This is a genomic window from Chitinophaga sp. S165 (assembly GCF_003182155.1).
GTDB lineage: Bacteria > Bacteroidota > Bacteroidia > Chitinophagales > Chitinophagaceae > Chitinophaga.
Window position 1 is genome coordinate 166930 of the sequence record NZ_QGTG01000008.1, and the last position, 18957, is coordinate 185886.

The following is an 18957-nucleotide window of genomic DNA, read 5'->3' on the forward strand; positions in this document are numbered from 1 at the left end:
TGAGCCCTAATTATTTCAGATACTTATATTCGAGCATTTACCCCCTCACCTCATCCAGCGCCACTTCCTGCTGCCCGACCACCAACTGATGCATCACACCACACTTCAATGCATAATTATCCTTCTGATGCCCTACAGGAAAACCAAAGCATACCGGATACTTAAAATCCCTTACTTTCTCCATCACAATATCGTACACCGTTCTTCCAAATTCTTCTCCAGGATCATCGGGTTTAATGCGGTTAAAACCGCCTACGATCAATCCGGCGAGATTGTCCAGTTTATGTGCACGCTGCAGGCTGTTGAACATGCGGTCAAGACTGTATAAGTATTCACCTACTTCTTCAAGAAAAAGGATCTTACCATTAGTATTTAACTCGGAATTAGTGGCTAGTACACTCTGGATCATAGACAGATTGCCGCCGACTAAAATACCTTTGGCACTGCCTATACGATTGCGTGAGTCAGAAAAAGTAGTATAGTGCAATTGCTGGCCGGACAATGCATCTCTGATAGATGAAATTGTTTGTTGTACGATCGGTTCTGCCTTGCTGAAATCATCCGGAAAGCTATTACACATTTTTGAGTGTAAAGTAGCAATGCCATACAGACGATTAATATGACAATGCAACACGGTGATATCACTGAAACCGATGATCCATTTTGGCTGTTGTATGAAACGGGAGAAGTCCAGCTGATCTATAATACGCGCACTTCCATAACCGCCACGGGCGCACATAATAGCGTGAATACCCGGATCATCCAGCATTTGTTGCATATCCTGCCGGCGTTCCTGATCTGTACCTCCGAAACTGAAATCGCTTTTGTCAACAGTGCTGCCTACACGTATTTTAAAACCCCAGCTTTGCATGATGTTGATAGCCGGTTTTATTTCATCAAATGTGATGTGTCCCGCAGGACATGTAATGCCGATAGTATCGCCGCGTTTGAGATAGGGAGGAATAAGGGACCTTTCTTCATGTGGCTGCATGGCGGCAGCGGCCTGTTGTAAACGGCTGAGTGACGGTAAGGTGATGAGTCCTGTTGTGGTGGCAAGTGCTGACAGGAAGTGTTTACGATTCATAATATTAATGTAAGCATTATTTATAAAAGCGATGTGGCCTGTTTTTTGTTTTCTTTGCATAAAAGAAGAACTATGAAACACCTTTACATTTTAGGGGCGGCATTACTGCTGATGATAGCACCGGCAATGGCACAGACAGCCTGGAAAATAGAACCGGGCAAGTATATCGGAAACACAAAAATAGGTGCTACGACCGAAGAGATGGCTACACTGCTCGGGCCAGCAGATGGAGGAGACGCCGCTATGGGAAAAGCCTGGGGTATATGGTACAGCCACAAAAAAGATAATAGCATCGATTCCTCCCGTTACCTGGCTGTTTACTCTGTAAGAGAAGAAACCAATGGTAAAGAAGCGATGGTGGTAAAACAGATCCGTGTAAATACACCATCCTTTAAAACAGCAAGAGGACTGAAAGTAGGGAGCTCTTATATTGAAGTAAAAAAACTACATCCCGCTATCAAAGTCGTGGCACAATATCAGGATAAAACGAAGGGCAGAAAGATCACACTTTACGATGTGAAAAAAGAAGGTATCGCATTTGAAATGACAACAGCAAAAGGTAGTAGACAGGTATGTACCGCTATTACTATTCATCCGGAAGGGGAAAGCATCAATACTTATATTCTTTTCCCCGGCTATGAAGGCTTTGAAAAACTGTAGGTAGCTTAATATACCACCCGGTGGGTAGCCTTGATCACTGACATTACGAATACGCTCTCCATGTGACGGATATTATCCAGCTCTCCCAGTTTGTTTACGTTGAACTCATGATAGGCAAGCATGTCTTTTACCTGCACCTTCAGCATGAAATCAAACTGACCGGAGATGTTGAGGCATTCCATTACTTCAGGGAAGGAAGTGATTTCCTTAATGAATTTAGAACCTGCTTTTTTACCATGTTCTTTCAGGGAAATGTAACATAGTACGGTGAGGGCTTTATCAATCTTACTGGGATCAACAATAGCGGCATACTGTCTGATAACGCCGGCCTGCTCCATTTTACGGATACGTTCATAGACAGGGGTGGCGCTCAGATTGAGCCTTGCAGCAAGGTCGCGGATGGTCATCTTGGCATCTTCCTCCAATAACTGGAGAATGGCAATGTCCTTTTCATCCAGCGCAATGTTTTCAGTTGCGTTATCTTTTTTGGTATTTCCCAGGTTATTCATGTCAGTATAGAATAATGTTCCGTTTCAAAAGCAAAATTAAGTACAATATACTAATTTGCTTCAATATTCCTTCAAAAATCCTTATTGTTTATGTGTTTGCAGTAGTTGCTGCAGATCTTCCAGGGTATTGATCTCAGCAAGAGGTTTGTCTTTCCGCCATCTGAGTATACGGGGGAAACGCAGCGCTACTCCCGACTTATGCCTGTTGGATGCAGCAATTCCCTCAAAGCCGATCTCGAACACGAGTTCCGGTTTGACCGTTCTGACCGGACCAAATTTCTCGATCGAGTTCCTTTTTACCCAGTTATCTACTTCATTGATCTCTTTGTCGGTCAGGCCGGAATAAGCTTTGGTAAATGATACCAGCTGATCTCCGTCCCTGACTGCAAAGGTGTAGTCTGTATATAGATTGGAACGGCGCCCATGTCCTTTCTGGGCATAGATCATGACGGCATCGATGGTAAGCGGATCGATCTTCCATTTCCACCAGTCGCCACGTTTGCGGCCCACCTGGTAGGTAGAGTCCAGCTTTTTCAGCATCAATCCCTCACTGCCTTTTTCCCGTGCCTGCATCCTGAACCGGGCCAGTTCTTCCCAGTCGTGGAAGGTAATAGCTGGCGACAAGCGTAGTGCCGGATGATTGATCTGTTCCACTACCTGCTCCAAAAGTAAACGACGTTCCTGCAATGCCGTTGTACGTATGTCTTCTCCTTTCCATTCCAGCAAGTCATAACTAAGGAATACCACGGGCGCTTCCTGTAATTGTTTCCTGGTTACATTCTTCCGTCCTATACGGGTTTGTAATGTCTGGAAGGGAAGGGGGAAGCCATCTGCAAAGGTGAGTATCTCTCCGTCCAGTACCGTGCCTTCCGGTAGTATTTCCAGAAGTGGCTGATATTCGGGGAACTTTTCAGTGATCAGCTCTTCCCCACGCGACCATACGAACAATTGACCATTACGTTTGATGATCTGTCCGCGAATCCCATCCCATTTCCATTCCGCCTGCCATTGTTCCGGAGTACCCAGTTCTGACGGGTCATTCTCCAGGGCATAAGCCAGGTAAAAAGGAAAGGGTTTGGAAGCGTCGGCCTCTGTAATGTTTTCGCTGAGCAAGGCCTCTATAGTGGTCTTTTGAGGGTCCCAGTTCCCACTGATCATATGCGAGATGGTAGGGGCGGGAATGTGATAGGTATTCGCCAGCGCATTCACCATCATCTTCTGCGACACGCCAATGCGGAAACCGCCTGTGATCAGCTTATTGAACACAAATCGCTCACTGGTATCAAGTTCTTCCCAGGCTTTGAGAATAAAGGCCTGTTTAATAGGTTCTTCGGCTTTCTCAAGTTGTATGAGCTGTTCGATCCAGTAGTGCAACGGATGCACAGATATGCTTTTACCGGGAGGAAGCAGCAGGGCAATTGTTTCTGCCAGATCGCCTACTGTATGATAACACTCCTCATATAACCAGGCAGGTAAGCCTGTCATTTGCAGGCACCAGTTACTGAGCTGAGTGGCGTTGACCGTACGTTTTGGCCGACGGCCGGTGAACAGCGCCAATACCCAAAGCCGGTCAGGAGCGTCTGCAATAGCCAGATAGCGGCTTAAGGCGTCCAGCTTTTCATTTGTCTTGGTGCTATTGCTTAATATTTTTATGAGTGCGGCAAATTCTTTCATAACGGAGTATTATTGCTCTCACTATTAACGGTTTCCGGGATACCAGTTTCTTCATCCATATCGCCATATTCCGTTTTTACTTCCTGTGCAGGGATCCCGTTTTCCGTCAGGTAACGGGCGAAAACACTGCTGAAGCCATGCGTGGTATAGACCTTCTCCGCACCAGTAGCTTTTACTGCCTGCAGCAACCCTGTCCAGTCGGCATGGTCCGACAAGGCAAAGCCGGCGTCTGCATTACGGCGGCGCATGTTTCCCCTTATCTGCATCCATCCGCTGCATACGCCCAATGCATATGGATTAAAGCGGCGCATCCAGGAGGAATCTGCTGCAGACGGAGGGCCGATAATAAGATTGTTCTTATACGCAGAAGGCGGTGTATCCGGGGTAATACGATGGATCTCCGGCAGGTCCCAGCCCTTTTCTCTCAGTAACTGGTGAGGAATATAAATAGCCCCATGCGCCCATATCTGCTCCGTCACATCTCTCAGATTATATAACAGCCGTTGAGCCTTTCCCAGGCTATACCCTAACAGCACGCTGTTCTTACCGGCCGCCTGGTTGTCCTGTATCCATTGTCTGATATTGCTGAAGATAACAGCCTGCGGCTGCCAGTTATAGATAGGAAGGCCAAAGGTACATTCAGTGATGAACGTATTACAGCGTACCGGTTCAAACTGTCCGGATATACCGTCATTCTCTACTTTATAATCACCACTGAAAACCCATACCTCGTTTTCCTGTTCAACCCGTACCTGGGCCGATCCGATAATATGCCCTGCGGGATGCAGTGATACTGTTACGCCATTATACCGGATAGTTTCGCCGAAGGCAATACCCTGTACGCTGATATCCTGGCCAAGCCGTAACTGAAGAAGTGCAACACTATCATGATGACAGAGGTAATGTTTGTTACCATAGCGGGCATGGTCGGAATGTGCGTGGGTGATAATGGCCCGCTCTACGGGCTGCCAGGGGTCAATATAAAAATCACCTGCCGGGCAGTAAATACCTTTATCCGTAAACTGTAATACCTGCATAAAGGCAAAGTATACAATTTTCATGCGCGAATAGACCCTGATCCTGATATTATTTTGACATGACGGACGAAATCGCTGAAAAAAAGTTTTAAAATACCTGTAAATCCAGTGTGGTTATGGGGGATGTGTGCTTTTTATGTGCCTCATGCGTCCATTTTAGGTGAACTTAATAGGCTATAATGACGGGTTGAGGTGGAGAAATTTATATCATAGCACCCCGATTTAAGCACTTTCTGATACTATACTATAGAAAGACACAAACAACTATTTACCGAAAGCCGCCCGGTCTGTCTCCTCAATGTAACCCCTTTCAATTAATTCATGAAAAAGTAAAAGGGTGTTCGCCATAAGCGGACACCCTTTCCATTGAAGAAGCAAAACAATGCTTACTGAAAATTCATCTTCACATCAGCGCTGTCGTTCTTCTGTATGATATTAATGTTCTTATTTTCAAAGTAGTCTGGCATGGTAGCGCCATCTTTCAGGTATACCGGCTGGTAATTAAGGTTGTTGAACACCTTTTTGGAAGGATCGTTCAGGCCGGCATTAAAATAAACCCCTTTATCATTCAGCTGTTTTACAAAATACCAGGTCAGCTCGAAGCCTTTGAAAGCCATGTCGGACGGACGTGATTTGTAAATACGTTTGAAATAATCAGTGATATACCTGCTGTAGGAATCCGTCTTATCATTGAAGTAAGGAGAGGTGTAGTAGATCTGCATATCCTTGAATTCAGGCTCTTTAAATTTCATGATATCCCAGGTAGGCATACCGTAGATCTGAATAGGATAAGTAGCTGTTTGTACACTGAGCTTACGCAGGATGGCCTTTGCATTGGCCTCATCCAGGGCCGTAACGATGCAGAGATTGGGCCTGTCCGTCAGCAGGAACTGGGACAGTTCTCCATCGGTCATGGCATCGCTCCAGATCACTTCACGGATATGTGATTTCTTCGGGTTCTGCAGTTTCTCGTAGTCAGCTTTGAAATCGGCAGCGAGGCGTTTTTCAAAAGCACTGTTACGGTGCAGCAACAGAATATTCTTATTAGCGAATGTTTCCTGCAGGTAACGCTGAAGGGCTTCACCGTGCGTGCGGAGCATACTGTTGGTGATCAGCAGGAAAGGATTGGCTGTGATACCGCCATCATTAGGATAGGTAGCAGACACGAGGTTGATCTCTTTCTGTCTGGCCACATTACTGAGCTCCTGAATTTCAGGAGAGCTTACTGCAGCAATAATAAGGTCTACACTATCCAGGGCTTTAACTCTCTTTAAGTTCTCGATGCTGTTAGCGCGGGACTTGCTGTCATATACGGCTACAGTGAGCTTTACGCCCTGCTGTTGCAGGCTGTCCAGTGCCAGCTGGGCGCCTTCGTAAAAATCAAGGCCTGGCAATACGTAACGTGGCAACGTACGGCCGGAAATTTCTGTACCATTGGTGAAAACAGAATCAAGGTAGAGCGGAGCAAAGAGCGCAATGTTGTAGGAGCCTTTTTTTACTTCACGGGCAAAAGCCGGTACGTTGAAAGGGGCTGCTTTTTCTTCATTCTTTTTCTCTTCCTTTTTCTTTTCTTCCTCCTTAGGCTTTGTGACAGTTGTTGGCGGAGCAGTAGGGCTGCTGCTGCTGCTTTTGAACAGCGAACATGCAGACAGCACAATGGTCAGTGCGCATGCAGTGACCATCAGACTGCATATTTTGGATTTACTCATAGCGATGATTAATTACAAAAATCGTTCCCAGGCGCTGAACAAGAAACGCTTAACACTGAGGTGCAAATGTATAATGTGCTCAGCGTTAAGCGTTTCTACCTACAGCTCATGGAATTTTATTCCCATTCGATGGTAGCCGGTGGTTTGGAGCTGATATCGTATACCACGCGGTTAATACCTTTCACTTTATTGATAATATCGTTCGACATTTTAGCCAGGAACTCATACGGCAGGTGTGCCCAGTCGGCGGTCATACCGTCAACAGAGGTTACTGCACGGAGAGCAACTGTAAATTCATAGGTCCTCTCATCTCCCATTACCCCTACGCTCTGTACCGGCAACAGGATGGTACCTGCCTGCCATACTTTATCATACAGTTCCGCTTCACGCAGTCCGTCGATATATACGGCGTCTGCTTCCTGCAGCATGGCCACTTTCTCAGGAGTGATCTCGCCCAGGATGCGGATAGCCAGACCAGGACCCGGGAAAGGATGACGGCCCAGGAAGATCTCACTGATGCCTATTTCACGGCCTACACGTCTAACCTCGTCTTTGAAGAGGAAACGTAGTGGCTCTACCAGTCCCATATTCATTTTCTCAGGCAAGCCGCCCACGTTGTGGTGAGACTTGATGGTAACAGAAGGTCCATTTACAGAAACAGATTCTATCACATCAGGATAAATTGTACCCTGACCCAGGAAGGAGATATCTTTCAGCTGAATAGCTTCCTGCTGGAACACTTCGATGAAGAGACGGCCAATGATCTTACGTTTTTTCTCAGGATCACTTACGCCTTTCAGCTCTCCATAGAAGAGATCTTTGGCATTCACGCCTTTTACGTTAAGGCCCATGTGTTTGTAGGAATCCAGTACAGTTTCGAATTCATCTTTACGGAGCAGTCCATTATCAACGAATACGCAATACAGGTTGCTTCCTATCGCCTTATGTATCAGTTCGGCAGCCACGGTAGAATCCACACCGCCGCTAAGCGCCATTACTACTTTTTTATCGCCTACCTGCGCCTTGATCTTGTCAACAGTTTCCTGTACAAATGCAGCCGGGGTCCAGTCCTGTTTACATCCGCAGATGTGTACCAGGAAGTTGCGGAGCAATTGTTTACCTTCCAGTGAGTGTGTTACTTCCGGATGGAATTGGAGACCCATGATGGGGTGCTTGGCTACGGTCTCTGATTTGAAAGCCGCTACCGGGATATTGTCGGTATGGGCGATGATCTCAAATCCTTCGGGCATACGCACGATAGTGTCTGAGTGGCTCATCCATACCTGGCTACGGGAAGAGATATCATACAGGAGCTTTTCTTCCTTGTTCTGATGTTCCATAAACTGACGGCCATATTCGCGGATGGAGCTCTTGGCTACTTCTCCTCCGAATACTTTTGCTGTAAGCTGGGCGCCGTAGCACACTCCTAATACAGGAACCTTTGCCGCCATGGCAGCTATGTCAACGATCGGTGCACCGGCATCGTTCACTGAGAACGGACTACCGGAAAGAATAATGCCTTTTACTGTGTCATCCCATTGTACCGGCTGGAGACAAGGCTTGATTTCACAATAAATATTCAACTCCCTGATACTGCGTGCGATCAGCTGCGTATATTGAGAGCCAAAGTCTAGTATAAGTATCTTTTCTGTCATGGTGGTGCAAAGATAAAGGCCAAATATGAAATCCCAAGTCTGAAAATGCGAATAGTCTGCGGATGTTTGTACTTATATTCGTAATATACATGTGTTTAAATCGCCATTTTAGAACCCAAACAATTATTGCCCTTATGAAAAAGATCATTTGCATTCCCGCTTTAACCTTATTAGTAGCAACACAAATCAGCTGCGACGGTCAGCGTATTAATGGAAGTGGTAACGTTACCACCGAGACCCGGAATGTAGGAGAATACGAAAAAGTAAAGCTGAAAGGCTCTATGGATATAGAGTTTACACAAGGTCCCTCTCAGGCTGCCGTGATAGAGGCAGAAGATAATGTTATCCAGTACGTAAGGTTGGAAATAGATGGGGATGAGCTGGTAGTGGACCTGAAGGACCATATTTCATTAAAGACCCGTAGAGGGATCAAAGTGAAATTGACAGCTCCTAATGTAAATGAGCTGGCCCTTTCAGGCTCCGGTAACATCCATATTACAAATACATTGGAGAATAATGAGCCGGTAAGGCTTAAGCTATCCGGTAGCGGCAATATTGATGGTGCGGTGAACAGCCCGGAAGTAAACGCCTCTTCTGCAGGCTCTGGCAATATCAAACTGTCTGGTGAAACGAAAGACCTGGACATCAGCCTGGCTGGCAGTGGCAATTTTGAAGGAGCCGATCTGCATTCCGAAAATGCCGAAGTGACCATTGCCGGCAGCGGTAATGTAAATGTACATGCCAGTGTGAAGCTTGAGGCAAAAATAGCCGGTTCGGGAGATGTACGCTACAAAGGCAATCCTTCGGTATCTTCAAAGATCGCTGGTTCAGGGTCCGTACATAAAGACTGATGCTCAATCCGACATCTTAAGATAAGTAAACAGATATTACACGATGGATAAACCTGTAATGAGTGCCGAAGAAATAGCGAGTCAGCTACGTAAACCGGATGGAGAAGATGGGATCAGGGTAGGGGCTGCGATGAATAAGTCCAACGCTGTTCTTTATAATATGATGTTGAGTTTCCTGGGTATAAAAGCCGGAGACCGGCTACTGGAGATAGGATTCGGTAACGGATATTTCATTCCTGCACTTTTTGAAAAAGAGAACGCTATACAGTATACCGGCCTGGATATGTCTGAAACAATGGTGGCGGAAGCTGCCCGGGTAAACGAAAACCGTATCTCCGAAGGTAGTGTGAAACTGCATCTTGGCAGAACGGAAGAAATGCCTTTCTCCGAAGGTGCTTTCACGAAAGTGTTTGCGGCGAATGTGCTGTACTTCTGGGACGAACCTGCAGTAGCACTTAAAGCCATACACCGTGTATTGGATACCGGAGGAGAGCTGGTGCTGGCTATACGATCCAGAGAAACCATGCAGCCAATGCCCTTCAGCGCCCACGGGTTTACGTTATACAGCGCAGAAGAAGCCAGATCATTGCTGGAAGCGAATGGCTTCAGGGTAAGTGAGGTGCAGACAGCATTAGAGGATGCCCGGCCGTCGGCAGACGGCAGTATGACAGTACAGTTTGAGAACATTTGTTTAAGAGGAATTAAAATTTAAGTTCTCTTTAACAGTTAGGTTATCGTACAAAACAGCATCTTTGTAGCTGTTTAACAACTAATTAAGTCCTTTGGCCACGGTACTGCTGTAAACAATATGCAGAGGATATGGCAGTACCTGGCTAAGGCACAAGACGCAGTTTTCAGCTGATGGTCCGATACCGGATAATGTTATTTGCGCCTCCCTCATCCCTTTCTTTTTCATTGTGCTTCTTCCTTCTTTAAGTATGTTTTAGTAGCGCTTTATGTCAGGACCGGCGTTTTGTTCCTGATAGCTAAAGTCCGCACCTCAAACCGGGCAAGCGTCTACTAACGACCTTCATTCATATAATAAAAAAATATCTTTCGGCTTTCGTTGTTTTTCGTATGTTTATGGCTTCATTTTGTTGACACTCCTATTCCTTTTATGACTGAACGACCTAAGATCCTGGTTGTATACTACACGCAAACGGGACAACTGAAAAGAATAATCGATACGGTGCTCGGTCCGCTCCAGGACAAAGCAACTATTGTATACGAGGAATTGAAACCATTGCAACCATTTGAGTTCCCATGGAAAAAGCAGGTTTTTTATGATACCATGCCGGAAACGGTGTTAGATCGTCCCAGAGGCATTCAGCCCCTTAAGGTGAACCCGGACGAACATTTTGACCTGGTTATTCTTGCTTACCAGGCCTGGTTCCTGTCTCCTTCTCAGCCTACGGCAGCATTTTTGCATAGTGAAATAGCAGGCCGCTTATTGAAAGGTAAACCTGTTATCACATTAATGGGTTGCCGTAATATGTGGCTGAATGCGCAGGAAAGAGTGAAATCATATTTGCAGAAGGCAGGTGCACGGCTGGTAGGTAATATCGTACTGGTAGATAAGTCTCCGAACCTGTTGTCAGTGATCACTATATTAAGATGGAGCTTCAAGGGAAAGAAAGAAGCGACAAAGTGGTTGCCGCAGGCAGGTGTGCAGGAAAAAGATATTATTGAGTCAGCGCGTTTTGCAGCACCCATAGCCCAGGCATTGGAAAATAAACAGTGGGATTCATTGCAGTCTCAGCTGATAACATTAGGAGCTGTGGACCTGCTACCGAACCTGGTCCTGCTGGAAGACAGGGGAATTAAGGCATTTCGCTTCTGGTCCAAATTTATCAGTGCCAAAGGCGGTCCAGGCGCTCCGGAACGTCAGGGAAGAGTGTTGATGTACAGAAGGTTGTTGCTGATCGGTATTTTCGTATTATCGCCTATTGCCAAAATAACATCCGTTTTCAAGCTGGCATTAAATAAGAAGAAGCTCCAGGAAGATGTTGAATACTATAAAGGTATACATCTGCGCTAACCCAGCCACTGGTCATGTAATAGTTATCAAGTAATTATTATAGGGGACAACATGTAAATGACTGTTTTACGGTTATATCCGTAGAGTATTCTATATTTACGGGCGTTTGTGTATTTCAAAAAAGACGGAAGGGGCGTAAACCGGCCATTTCATGTGATTAACGTAACAGAGGGGATGACCTATCCGAAATGAATGATTGCGAGTTTGCACTGTCACACATACCATTGTAAATCAACAGCCAGTCTTTAAAGGAGGATAGGCATAACTTATAAAAAAGGAATCTATTTCAAATGAAGGAAGTTTATATTACCAGGCTATCTAAGTTTTTGCCAAATGAACCTGTAGGGAATGATGAAATGGAAAGCATTCTGGGTTTAGTGGATGGAAAACCTTCTCGTGCCAGATTAAGGATTCTGGGAAATAATAAGATCAAAACACGTTATTATTCACTGGATAAAGAGGGTAAATCAACTCACTCAAATGCTGAAATGACAGCCGCGGCTGTAAACAATCTGTTTGACGATAAATTTCCTATCAGTAAAATGCAGCTGCTGGCTTGTGGTACAACTTCACCTGATCAGCTGTTGCCTAACCATGCCGCAATGGTACATGGCTTGCTGAAATGCCAGCCGGTAGAGCTCATCGCTGCTACAGGTGCTTGTGCTGCCGGTATGCAGGCGTTCAAATATGCCTGGATGTCCATCAAATGTGGTAACACCAGCAACGCTGTTAGTACCGGTTCCGAGAAATTCTCCAGCTGGATGCTTGCTGAAAAGTTCCAGCCTGAAACCGATAACCTGAAACAACTGGAAGATAACCCGATCATCGCCTTCGAAAAAGACTTCCTCCGCTGGATGCTCTCCGATGGCGCCAGTGCAGCCCTGTTCCAGGATAAACCTAATGAAACAGGTCTCTCCCTGCGTGTAGACTGGGTTGAAATAGCATCTTATGCACATGAACTGGAAACATGCATGTACGCCGGTTCAATCAAAAACGAAGATGGTTCTACAAAAGGCTGGATAGATATGACGCCTGAAGAGTGGGCGCAACACAGCGTATTCTCCTTTAAACAGGATACCCGCCTGCTTGGTAAGAACATTGTTCCGTCCGGCGCTAAAATGTGGAAGGAACTGGTAGAGCGTCATAATATCGACCTGGATAAGCTGGATTATTTCCTGCCACACTTATCTTCTGAGTTCTTCCGTTTTAAAATTGACGAAGAGATCAGCCGTCTGGGAGTACCTATCCCTCAGGAAAAATGGTTTACGAACCTGACTAAAGTGGGTAACGTAGGTACAGCATCTCCTTACTTTATGCTGGAAGAACTGATGAATAATAATATGCTGAAGAAAGGACAGACTATTGTAATGATGGTGCCCGAGAGTGCAAGATTCTCATATGCATATGCACACATTACCGTAGTGTAAACAAAACGGTATGTTACAAATAACTAATTAAAGAGGGGGCGTAAGCTCCTTTCTTTTTTGGTATATGATACATAATATAAATGTAAATTTGGCTCAAACATAATACACATGAAAAAAGAGGAAGTTCCCCAGGATGGCAATAACATGCATGACGGTACTTTCAAACAGTTGTTTTATGCCACCGACAATGCAGGCCAGTATGTACCGGTAACCAGCGTGGGCTGGGAACCTGAAAACGTAGCTATGCAACAGGCGTGGGAAGAGATCAATGAACGTGTGGAAAAAGCTAAAGCACAGGTATTGGCAGGTGAGATAAGTCCCGTAGTATACTACATGGAAAAGACCATCATGGACCTGCCACTGCTGGCCAGTTATGTGGGTAAGTTCCAGTGGCAGGTAAAACGCCATATGAAACCAGCCGTTTTTAATAAGCTGAGCGATGACATGTTGCGCAAGTATGCAGCAGCATTCAAGATCAGTGTACAGGAATTAAAAAACATCAAATAATCCTGAAGGGGAGTATTCAATAAATTATATCCAAATGGATGAGGTACTGGAAGTTATGAGTGATATTCAGTTTAACCACGAGCAGACCGCCCATTGTGAAAGCGGGGTTATTTCAAATATCTTCCGTCATTATGGGTTGCATATCAGTGAGCCTATGGCGTTTGGTATCGGGGCCGGTATTTTCTTCGGTCACCTGCCTTTCGTAAAGGTGAACGGTGTGCCTGGAACAACTTACCGCGTGGTTCCAGGTGCTATCTTCAAAAGAGTGTGCAAGCGTCTCGGCGTTAAAATGGAATCACAGACGTTCTCCGGTCCTGAAAAAGGAATGGAAGCACTTGACCGTGTGCTGGAAGCAGGCAGGCCTGTAGGATTGTTGTCCAGTGTATACTACCTCCCTTACTTTCCACCGGCATACCGTTTCCATTTCAATGCACATAACCTTGTTGCATTTGGAAAGGATGGCGATAACTATCGTATCAGTGATCCTATTATGGAAACCGTTACACAGATAGATGCAAAAAGCCTGGCTGAAGCCCGCTTTGCAAAAGGGTTTCCTGCTCCAAGAGGAAAGATGTATTATCCCGTGTCAGTACCTGAAAAAGTATCATTCGAACAGCCGATACGTGATGGTATCAAACAGGCCTGCAGTGATATGCTGAATATTCCGCTGCCGATGTTTGGTGTGAAAGGAATGCGTTTCCTTGCGAAACGCCTGAAACATTATCCGGAGAAAGTAGGAGACAGGAAGGCTGTATTATACCTCGGTAACATCATCCGTATGCAGGAGGAGATCGGTACCGGTGGTGCAGGTTTCCGCTTCATGTATGCGGCCTTTTTACAGGAAGCTGCGGGCATTCTCAAAAGGGATGAACTCTCAGAACTCTCAGCAGAACTGACACGCATTGGCGATACCTGGCGCAACTTTGCGTTCAATGCGGGCAGGGTATGTAAGAGCAGAAGTGTGAACAACGTATCTTACGCGGAACTGAGTGAAATGCTGATGCAATGCGCAGCAGAGGAAGAAGTACTATTCCGTAAATTGTCGAAAGTAAAATTATAATGACCAGCATTCTGGTGCAGGACCTGCACAAAACATACAAGGGAGCGCTGGAACCATCATTGAAAGGTCTGAACTTTAGTTTCCCCAAAGGCGCCATTGTTGGCCTGCTGGGTCCTAATGGCGCAGGAAAGACCACCACTATTTCCATCTTATGCGGTCTGGTGAAGGCAGATGCAGGGCAGGTACAGATCTTCGATCTGCCACAAAATGCCATGAACCGGGAAACCATTAAAAGACTGATAGGTGTTGTGCCCCAGCAGATCGCACTATTTCCTCATCTTACTGCTATTGAAAACCTGGAATACTTCGGTAACCTGTACGGTCTGAAAGGAAAACTGCTGCGCAGCCGTATTGATGAATACCTGCAGATCTTCGGACTGGAAAAGAACGGACATAAAGAAGTCAGTCATTTTTCAGGTGGGATGAAACGCCGTACAAATATCATTGCGGCTATCTTACATCAGCCGCAACTGCTGGTACTGGACGAACCTACTGCCGGTGTGGACGTGCAGTCGCGTAGTATGATATTGCAGTTCCTGCGTGATTACAATCAGCAGGGCGTTAGCATTGTATATACTTCTCACCTGCTTGATGAAGCACAGACCATCTGCCGGGAAGTAGCGATCATAGATGAAGGAAAAGCGGTGGTGCAGGGAGATACGACCGAATTAATAGCAAGGCATCCTGAATGCCGCAACCTGGAAGACGTGTTCTTACATTATACAGGGCACGCATTGAGAGACTAATAAAAACCGGATGTTACGACTACTGGCTACAATACGAAAAGAATGGTTATTACTGTTGCGGGACAGGACAGGGTTGACATTGTTGTTTGCCATGCCGGTGGTATTGATCACGGTAATGGCAATGATAGAAGATGCGCCTTTCCGTGACTACCAGGAACTGAAATTTGACATCCTGGCAGTAGATAATGATCATGGCCGTCTGGGAAAATATATCAGGGAGGGACTGGAACATAGTGAACAGTTCAGGGTGATAGATACGGTGAAAGGGCACGCCTTAACAGAACAGCAGGCCAGGGACCTTGTCAATGAAGGGGAGTACAAGATCTGCATCATCATCCCCAAAGGCGCTACCGGCGCAATTGTAAGCAATGCGAACAAGATCGTTAATGATATTTCAAAGCGTATGGGCATGCCCGGTGTTTTGCCTGTAAGCAGCCGGAAAGATTCACTGAATGTGATCGTCTATTTCGATCCTGCCTCGAAGAAAGCGTTTAAAAGCGCCATTCATCAGGCATTGGATAATTTTCTGACACAGGTAGAAACAGATCTGCTGCTGGAAAGGATCAAACAACAATTAAAAAAGAAAGATGTTCCCGAGAATGATTCTATGGTCATACAACTCAAAGCTGTAGGGCTGAAAGAGCAGCTCACAGGGCCATCGCAGGAGATAGATGTTATATCGAACTCTGTACAACATAATGTACCTGCCTGGAGCATCTTCGCGATGTTCTTTATCGTGATCCCGATCGCAGGTAATATGATCAGGGAAAGAGAAGATGGCAGTCTGCTGAGAATGAAACTGATACCCGGTTCTTACCTGGCCATCCTGACAGGCAAAATGTTGTTCTTCGTAGCAGTGTGTGTGGTGCAGTTTTATCTGATGATGCAGGTAGGCATTTACCTGCTCCCATTGCTGGGATTGCCCAAACTGGTACTGGGACAGAGTTTGCTGGCAGCATTCATCGTAGCTATCGGTATCGGACTGGCATCCACCTCTTATGGCATACTGGTAGGTACGGTATTTAAAACACCTAATCAGGCATTGAACTTTGGCGCTATTTCCATCGTTATTTTGTCGGCCATTGGTGGTATCTGGATACCTTTGGAGATCATGCCATCGCATATGCAGTTGATTGGTCACTTGTCACCGCTTAGCTGGGGACTGGATGCCATCAATGATATTTATCTGCGGAACGCAGGTGTAGGACATATCTGGGGGCATATGGGGAAACTCGTGTTATTTGCAATAACGCTGTTATGCATTGCGGCGGTGATAGAAAAGAGGAGACTCAGCTAGGGGAAAGTGTGACTTAGGCTGGTGTATATTGACTATTGAAGGTAAAACTGTATTTTTACGGCCACCTGGCAGGAATATTGCGGATGGTGGCCAGGCTTCGGAATAACTAAAGGAAGCAAAAACCTGCAACAATACTATGGAAGATTTAAAACAGAAATTGAAAGTTCAGATTATTGAGGCGTTGAACCTGCAGGATACACGTCCTGAAGACATTGATGACAATGCACCTTTATTTGGTGAAGGTTTGGGTCTGGACAGCATTGACTCCCTTGAGCTGATGGTATTACTCGAAAGACAATATCAGATCAAAGTAGAAGATCCCCGCGAAGGAAGAAAGATATTACAGTCTGTTCAATCTATGGCTGAATTCATTCAATCAAAACAGCCTGCATAAGCAGGCAATCCCGGTATGGCGGAAAGAGTGTTTATAACAGGGTTAGGGATGATCACCGCCATAGGTGACAATGTAGCAGACAATCTTCGAAGTCTGCGCGCACAGGAAAGCGGCCTCGGTTTCACCAGGCAGCTGGATACTATTTACAAGGAAGTATTGCCCGTCGCCGAAGTAAAGCATACTACTGCTGAATTGCTTGCAATGGCAGGTATGACCGGCCGGGAAGGGTTTACCCGCACTACATTGCTGGGACTGATCGCTATGCAGGAAGCATTGAAACATGCCGGCATCAGCGATGTTCAGGATGAAGTGACAGGGTTTATCAATGCTTCTACAGTAGGCGGAATGTGCGATACAGAGAATGTATATTTCGATATTGCAGACCCTGAGAAATCAGGTGATTTCCTGAATTACATCGATACCCTGGATTGTGCCGATTGTACACAGCGGATTGCTGATACAATTGGTTTCGATGGTCCTGTTACCACTATCAGCACTGCCTGTTCTTCTTCCGCCAATGCACTGATGTATGGTGCAAGACTGATCAAAGCAGGCTTCGTACGCCGTGTCGTTTGCGGAGGTACTGAAGCGCTGACCCGCTTTACTCTCAATGGTTTTAATTCACTCAAGAATGTAGATAAACGGCCCTGCAGCCCCTTTGATCAGGACAGGAATGGACTGAATCTTGGGGAAGGTGCGGCCTACCTGGTACTGGAAAGCGAGTCGCTCGTAAAAGAGCGGAATGCCGCAGTACTCGCCACTTTGGACGGCTATGCCAATACCAACGAAGCATTCCATCCTACAGCTCCCTCACCCGAAGGAGACGGTGCTTATGCTGCTATGAAAACAGCAATGGAAATGGGCGGTTGTACACCTTCGGATATCCAGTATGTGAATGTACATGGTACTGCTACACTCAGCAATGACGTAGCAGAAGGCATGGCATTACAACGGTTGTTCGGAGAGAACGTTCCAAAGTTCAGCAGTACCAAACCTTTTACCGGTCATACATTGGCGGCCGCAGGAGGGATAGAAGCTATCTACGCGGTACTCGCAATTTCTCATCAGACAATATTTCCTAATCTCCATTTTAAAGATAAGATGGAGGAACTGTACATTACGCCGGAAACCCAGCTGCTGGAGCAATATCCCGTGCGTCATGTGTTGTCAAATTCATTCGGTTTTGGCGGCAACAATGCCTCCCTGCTGATCAGTAAATATGAAGGGTAAGTGTTACATACAAGGAATGGCAGCCATTACTCCTCAACACACGTTTGACGGAGACCTGATGGCGCAGCCCATGGTGGTTACCCACGGAAATATGCTTTCCTGTGCAGAACCGGATTATAAATCTTTTATCGCCCCCAACAGCCTGCGTCGTATGACGCGCGTGCTGAAAATGGGTCTGACAGCATCCCTGAAATGCCTGCAGGACAGTGGTATTGCTGTTCCCGGCGCTATTGTGACCGGGACCGGCAAAGGCAGTTTGCAGGACACAGAACGCTTTATAAAAGAGATTCGGGATTACCAGGAAAAAGCACTGAACCCTACACCGTTTATTCAATCCACATACAACGCAGTAAATGGCCTGATCGCTTTACAGCAGAAGTGTACACAGTATAACAACACTTTCGTACATCGTGGGTTTTCCTTTGAACATGCTTTACTGGATAGTATGCTGTTACTGCATGAAGGAACTGCCGATGTATTGACAGGAGCTTTTGATGAGATCACACCGGAACATTTTTTCATTAAAGGACGTATAGGACATTGGAAAAAGGAAACGATCTCCAACGATAAGCTATATGAACATCCATCACCCGGAACGATTTCGGGAGAGGGAGCCGTGTTCTTCGCATTGACGCCGGCAGTTACGGCGCAGAGTTATGCACAAATAGGAGGGCTGCAGATGTTATATAAACCATCCCCCGAAAAACTACATGCTGCGTTACCTGAGTTTTTGCAGCAACATGGTTTACAGGCTGCAGATATAGACCTGGTACTGACTGGTGAAAATGCTGACACTAATCATGCACACTATTACGAAATATTGAAGGGTTATCCCCAATTGCCTTTCAAACATCTTAGCGGAGACTATGAAACTGTGGGCGCTTTCGCCATGTGGCTGGCCGCGCAGATACTGAAACATCAGCAACTTCCTTCACAATGGTTCCCTATGTTGCAGCAACAGCCTGCAAAGCTGCGGAATATCCTGATCTATAATCACTTCTTTGGTGAACAGCATACGTTTATGTTGTTGCACGCCGTGTAAATAATCTTAGGTATCCATAACATAAAAGATTCGAGGG

General features: G+C 45.9%; 17 protein-coding genes and 1 pseudogene. 12 read left to right on the plus strand and 6 right to left on the minus strand.

Going from position 1 to position 18957, the window contains the following annotated elements; all coding sequences use genetic code 11:
* Window positions 1–37: 37 nt before the first annotated feature.
* Window positions 38–1084 carry an LD-carboxypeptidase gene (locus C7475_RS25620; RefSeq protein ID WP_110056448.1) on the minus strand — a complete coding sequence of 349 codons (1047 nt, stop codon included), beginning with the start codon at window positions 1082–1084 and terminating at the stop codon, window positions 38–40.
* Window positions 1085–1156: 72 nt separating this feature from the next.
* Here C7475_RS25620 and C7475_RS25625 point away from each other — a divergent pair, with 72 nt between their 5' ends.
* Complete coding sequence (locus C7475_RS25625; protein ID WP_110056267.1) at window positions 1157–1744, plus strand: hypothetical protein; 588 nt, start codon at window positions 1157–1159, stop codon at window positions 1742–1744.
* Between the two features lie 5 nt (window positions 1745–1749).
* On the opposite strand, the gene C7475_RS25630 is transcribed toward C7475_RS25625, so the two are convergent.
* From C7475_RS25630 to guaA, 5 genes are all read right to left on the minus strand, one after another.
* Window positions 1750–2253: an Lrp/AsnC family transcriptional regulator gene (locus tag C7475_RS25630; protein WP_110056268.1), complete on the minus strand. Its 504-nt coding sequence runs from the start codon at window positions 2251–2253 to the stop codon at window positions 1750–1752.
* An 81-nt stretch (window positions 2254–2334) separates the two neighbouring features.
* Window positions 2335–3927, minus strand: coding sequence for an ATP-dependent DNA ligase (locus C7475_RS25635; protein WP_110056269.1), 1593 nt, complete (start codon window positions 3925–3927; stop codon window positions 2335–2337).
* The gene (locus C7475_RS25640; RefSeq protein WP_233259962.1) at window positions 3924–4988 is read right to left on the minus strand and encodes a ligase-associated DNA damage response exonuclease; all 1065 of its coding nucleotides are present in this window, start codon (window positions 4986–4988) and stop codon (window positions 3924–3926) included. Before C7475_RS25640 ends, C7475_RS25635 begins: the two co-directional genes overlap by 4 nt.
* Window positions 4989–5350: 362 nt before the next feature.
* On the minus strand, window positions 5351–6673 hold the full coding sequence (locus C7475_RS25645; RefSeq protein WP_110056270.1) for an ABC transporter substrate-binding protein: 1323 nt from the start codon (window positions 6671–6673) through the stop codon (window positions 5351–5353).
* A 116-nt stretch (window positions 6674–6789) separates the two neighbouring features.
* A complete protein-coding gene (gene guaA, locus C7475_RS25650) occupies window positions 6790–8328 on the minus strand; it encodes a glutamine-hydrolyzing GMP synthase (RefSeq protein WP_110056271.1) in 1539 nt (512 codons plus the stop codon).
* A 134-nt stretch (window positions 8329–8462) separates the two neighbouring features.
* Between guaA and C7475_RS25655 the strand changes: the two genes are divergently transcribed.
* The 11 genes and pseudogenes from C7475_RS25655 to C7475_RS25705 all read left to right on the plus strand — a co-directional run bounded on the left by C7475_RS25655 (window position 8463) and on the right by C7475_RS25705 (window position 18920).
* Entirely contained in the window at window positions 8463–9179 is a 717-nt protein-coding gene (locus C7475_RS25655) for a head GIN domain-containing protein (RefSeq protein ID WP_158286619.1), read from the plus strand.
* Between the two features lie 43 nt (window positions 9180–9222).
* A complete protein-coding gene (locus tag C7475_RS25660; protein ID WP_110056273.1) occupies window positions 9223–9891 on the plus strand; it encodes a class I SAM-dependent methyltransferase in 669 nt (222 codons plus the stop codon).
* A 405-nt stretch (window positions 9892–10296) separates the two neighbouring features.
* Window positions 10297–11217 (plus strand): hypothetical protein, encoded by a 921-nt coding sequence (locus C7475_RS25665; RefSeq protein ID WP_110056274.1) that lies wholly within the window; start codon window positions 10297–10299, stop codon window positions 11215–11217.
* A 290-nt stretch (window positions 11218–11507) separates the two neighbouring features.
* Window positions 11508–12644, plus strand: coding sequence for a beta-ketoacyl-ACP synthase III (locus tag C7475_RS25670; RefSeq protein WP_110056275.1), 1137 nt, complete (start codon window positions 11508–11510; stop codon window positions 12642–12644).
* Between the two features lie 108 nt (window positions 12645–12752).
* Window positions 12753–13151, plus strand: coding sequence for a hypothetical protein (locus tag C7475_RS25675; RefSeq protein WP_110056276.1), 399 nt, complete (start codon window positions 12753–12755; stop codon window positions 13149–13151).
* A gap of 34 nt (window positions 13152–13185) precedes the next feature.
* Window positions 13186–14211 (plus strand): BtrH N-terminal domain-containing protein, encoded by a 1026-nt coding sequence (locus tag C7475_RS25680; RefSeq protein ID WP_110056277.1) that lies wholly within the window; start codon window positions 13186–13188, stop codon window positions 14209–14211.
* Window positions 14211–14957: an ABC transporter ATP-binding protein gene (locus C7475_RS25685; protein WP_233259963.1), complete on the plus strand. Its 747-nt coding sequence runs from the start codon at window positions 14211–14213 to the stop codon at window positions 14955–14957. The genes C7475_RS25680 and C7475_RS25685 overlap by 1 nt, the downstream gene beginning before the upstream one ends.
* 10 nt (window positions 14958–14967) lie before the next feature.
* Window positions 14968–16254, plus strand: coding sequence for an ABC transporter permease (locus C7475_RS25690; protein WP_110056278.1), 1287 nt, complete (start codon window positions 14968–14970; stop codon window positions 16252–16254).
* 127 nt (window positions 16255–16381) lie between these two features.
* A pseudogene (locus C7475_RS25695) lies at window positions 16382–16648 on the plus strand (phosphopantetheine-binding protein); the annotation flags it as partial.
* Window positions 16649–16663: 15 nt separating this feature from the next.
* Complete coding sequence (locus C7475_RS25700) at window positions 16664–17878, plus strand: beta-ketoacyl synthase (RefSeq protein ID WP_110056280.1); 1215 nt, start codon at window positions 16664–16666, stop codon at window positions 17876–17878.
* Window positions 17879–17894: 16 nt separating this feature from the next.
* Window positions 17895–18920: a beta-ketoacyl synthase chain length factor gene (locus tag C7475_RS25705; protein WP_158286620.1), complete on the plus strand. Its 1026-nt coding sequence runs from the start codon at window positions 17895–17897 to the stop codon at window positions 18918–18920.
* Window positions 18921–18957: the final 37 nt, after the last annotated feature.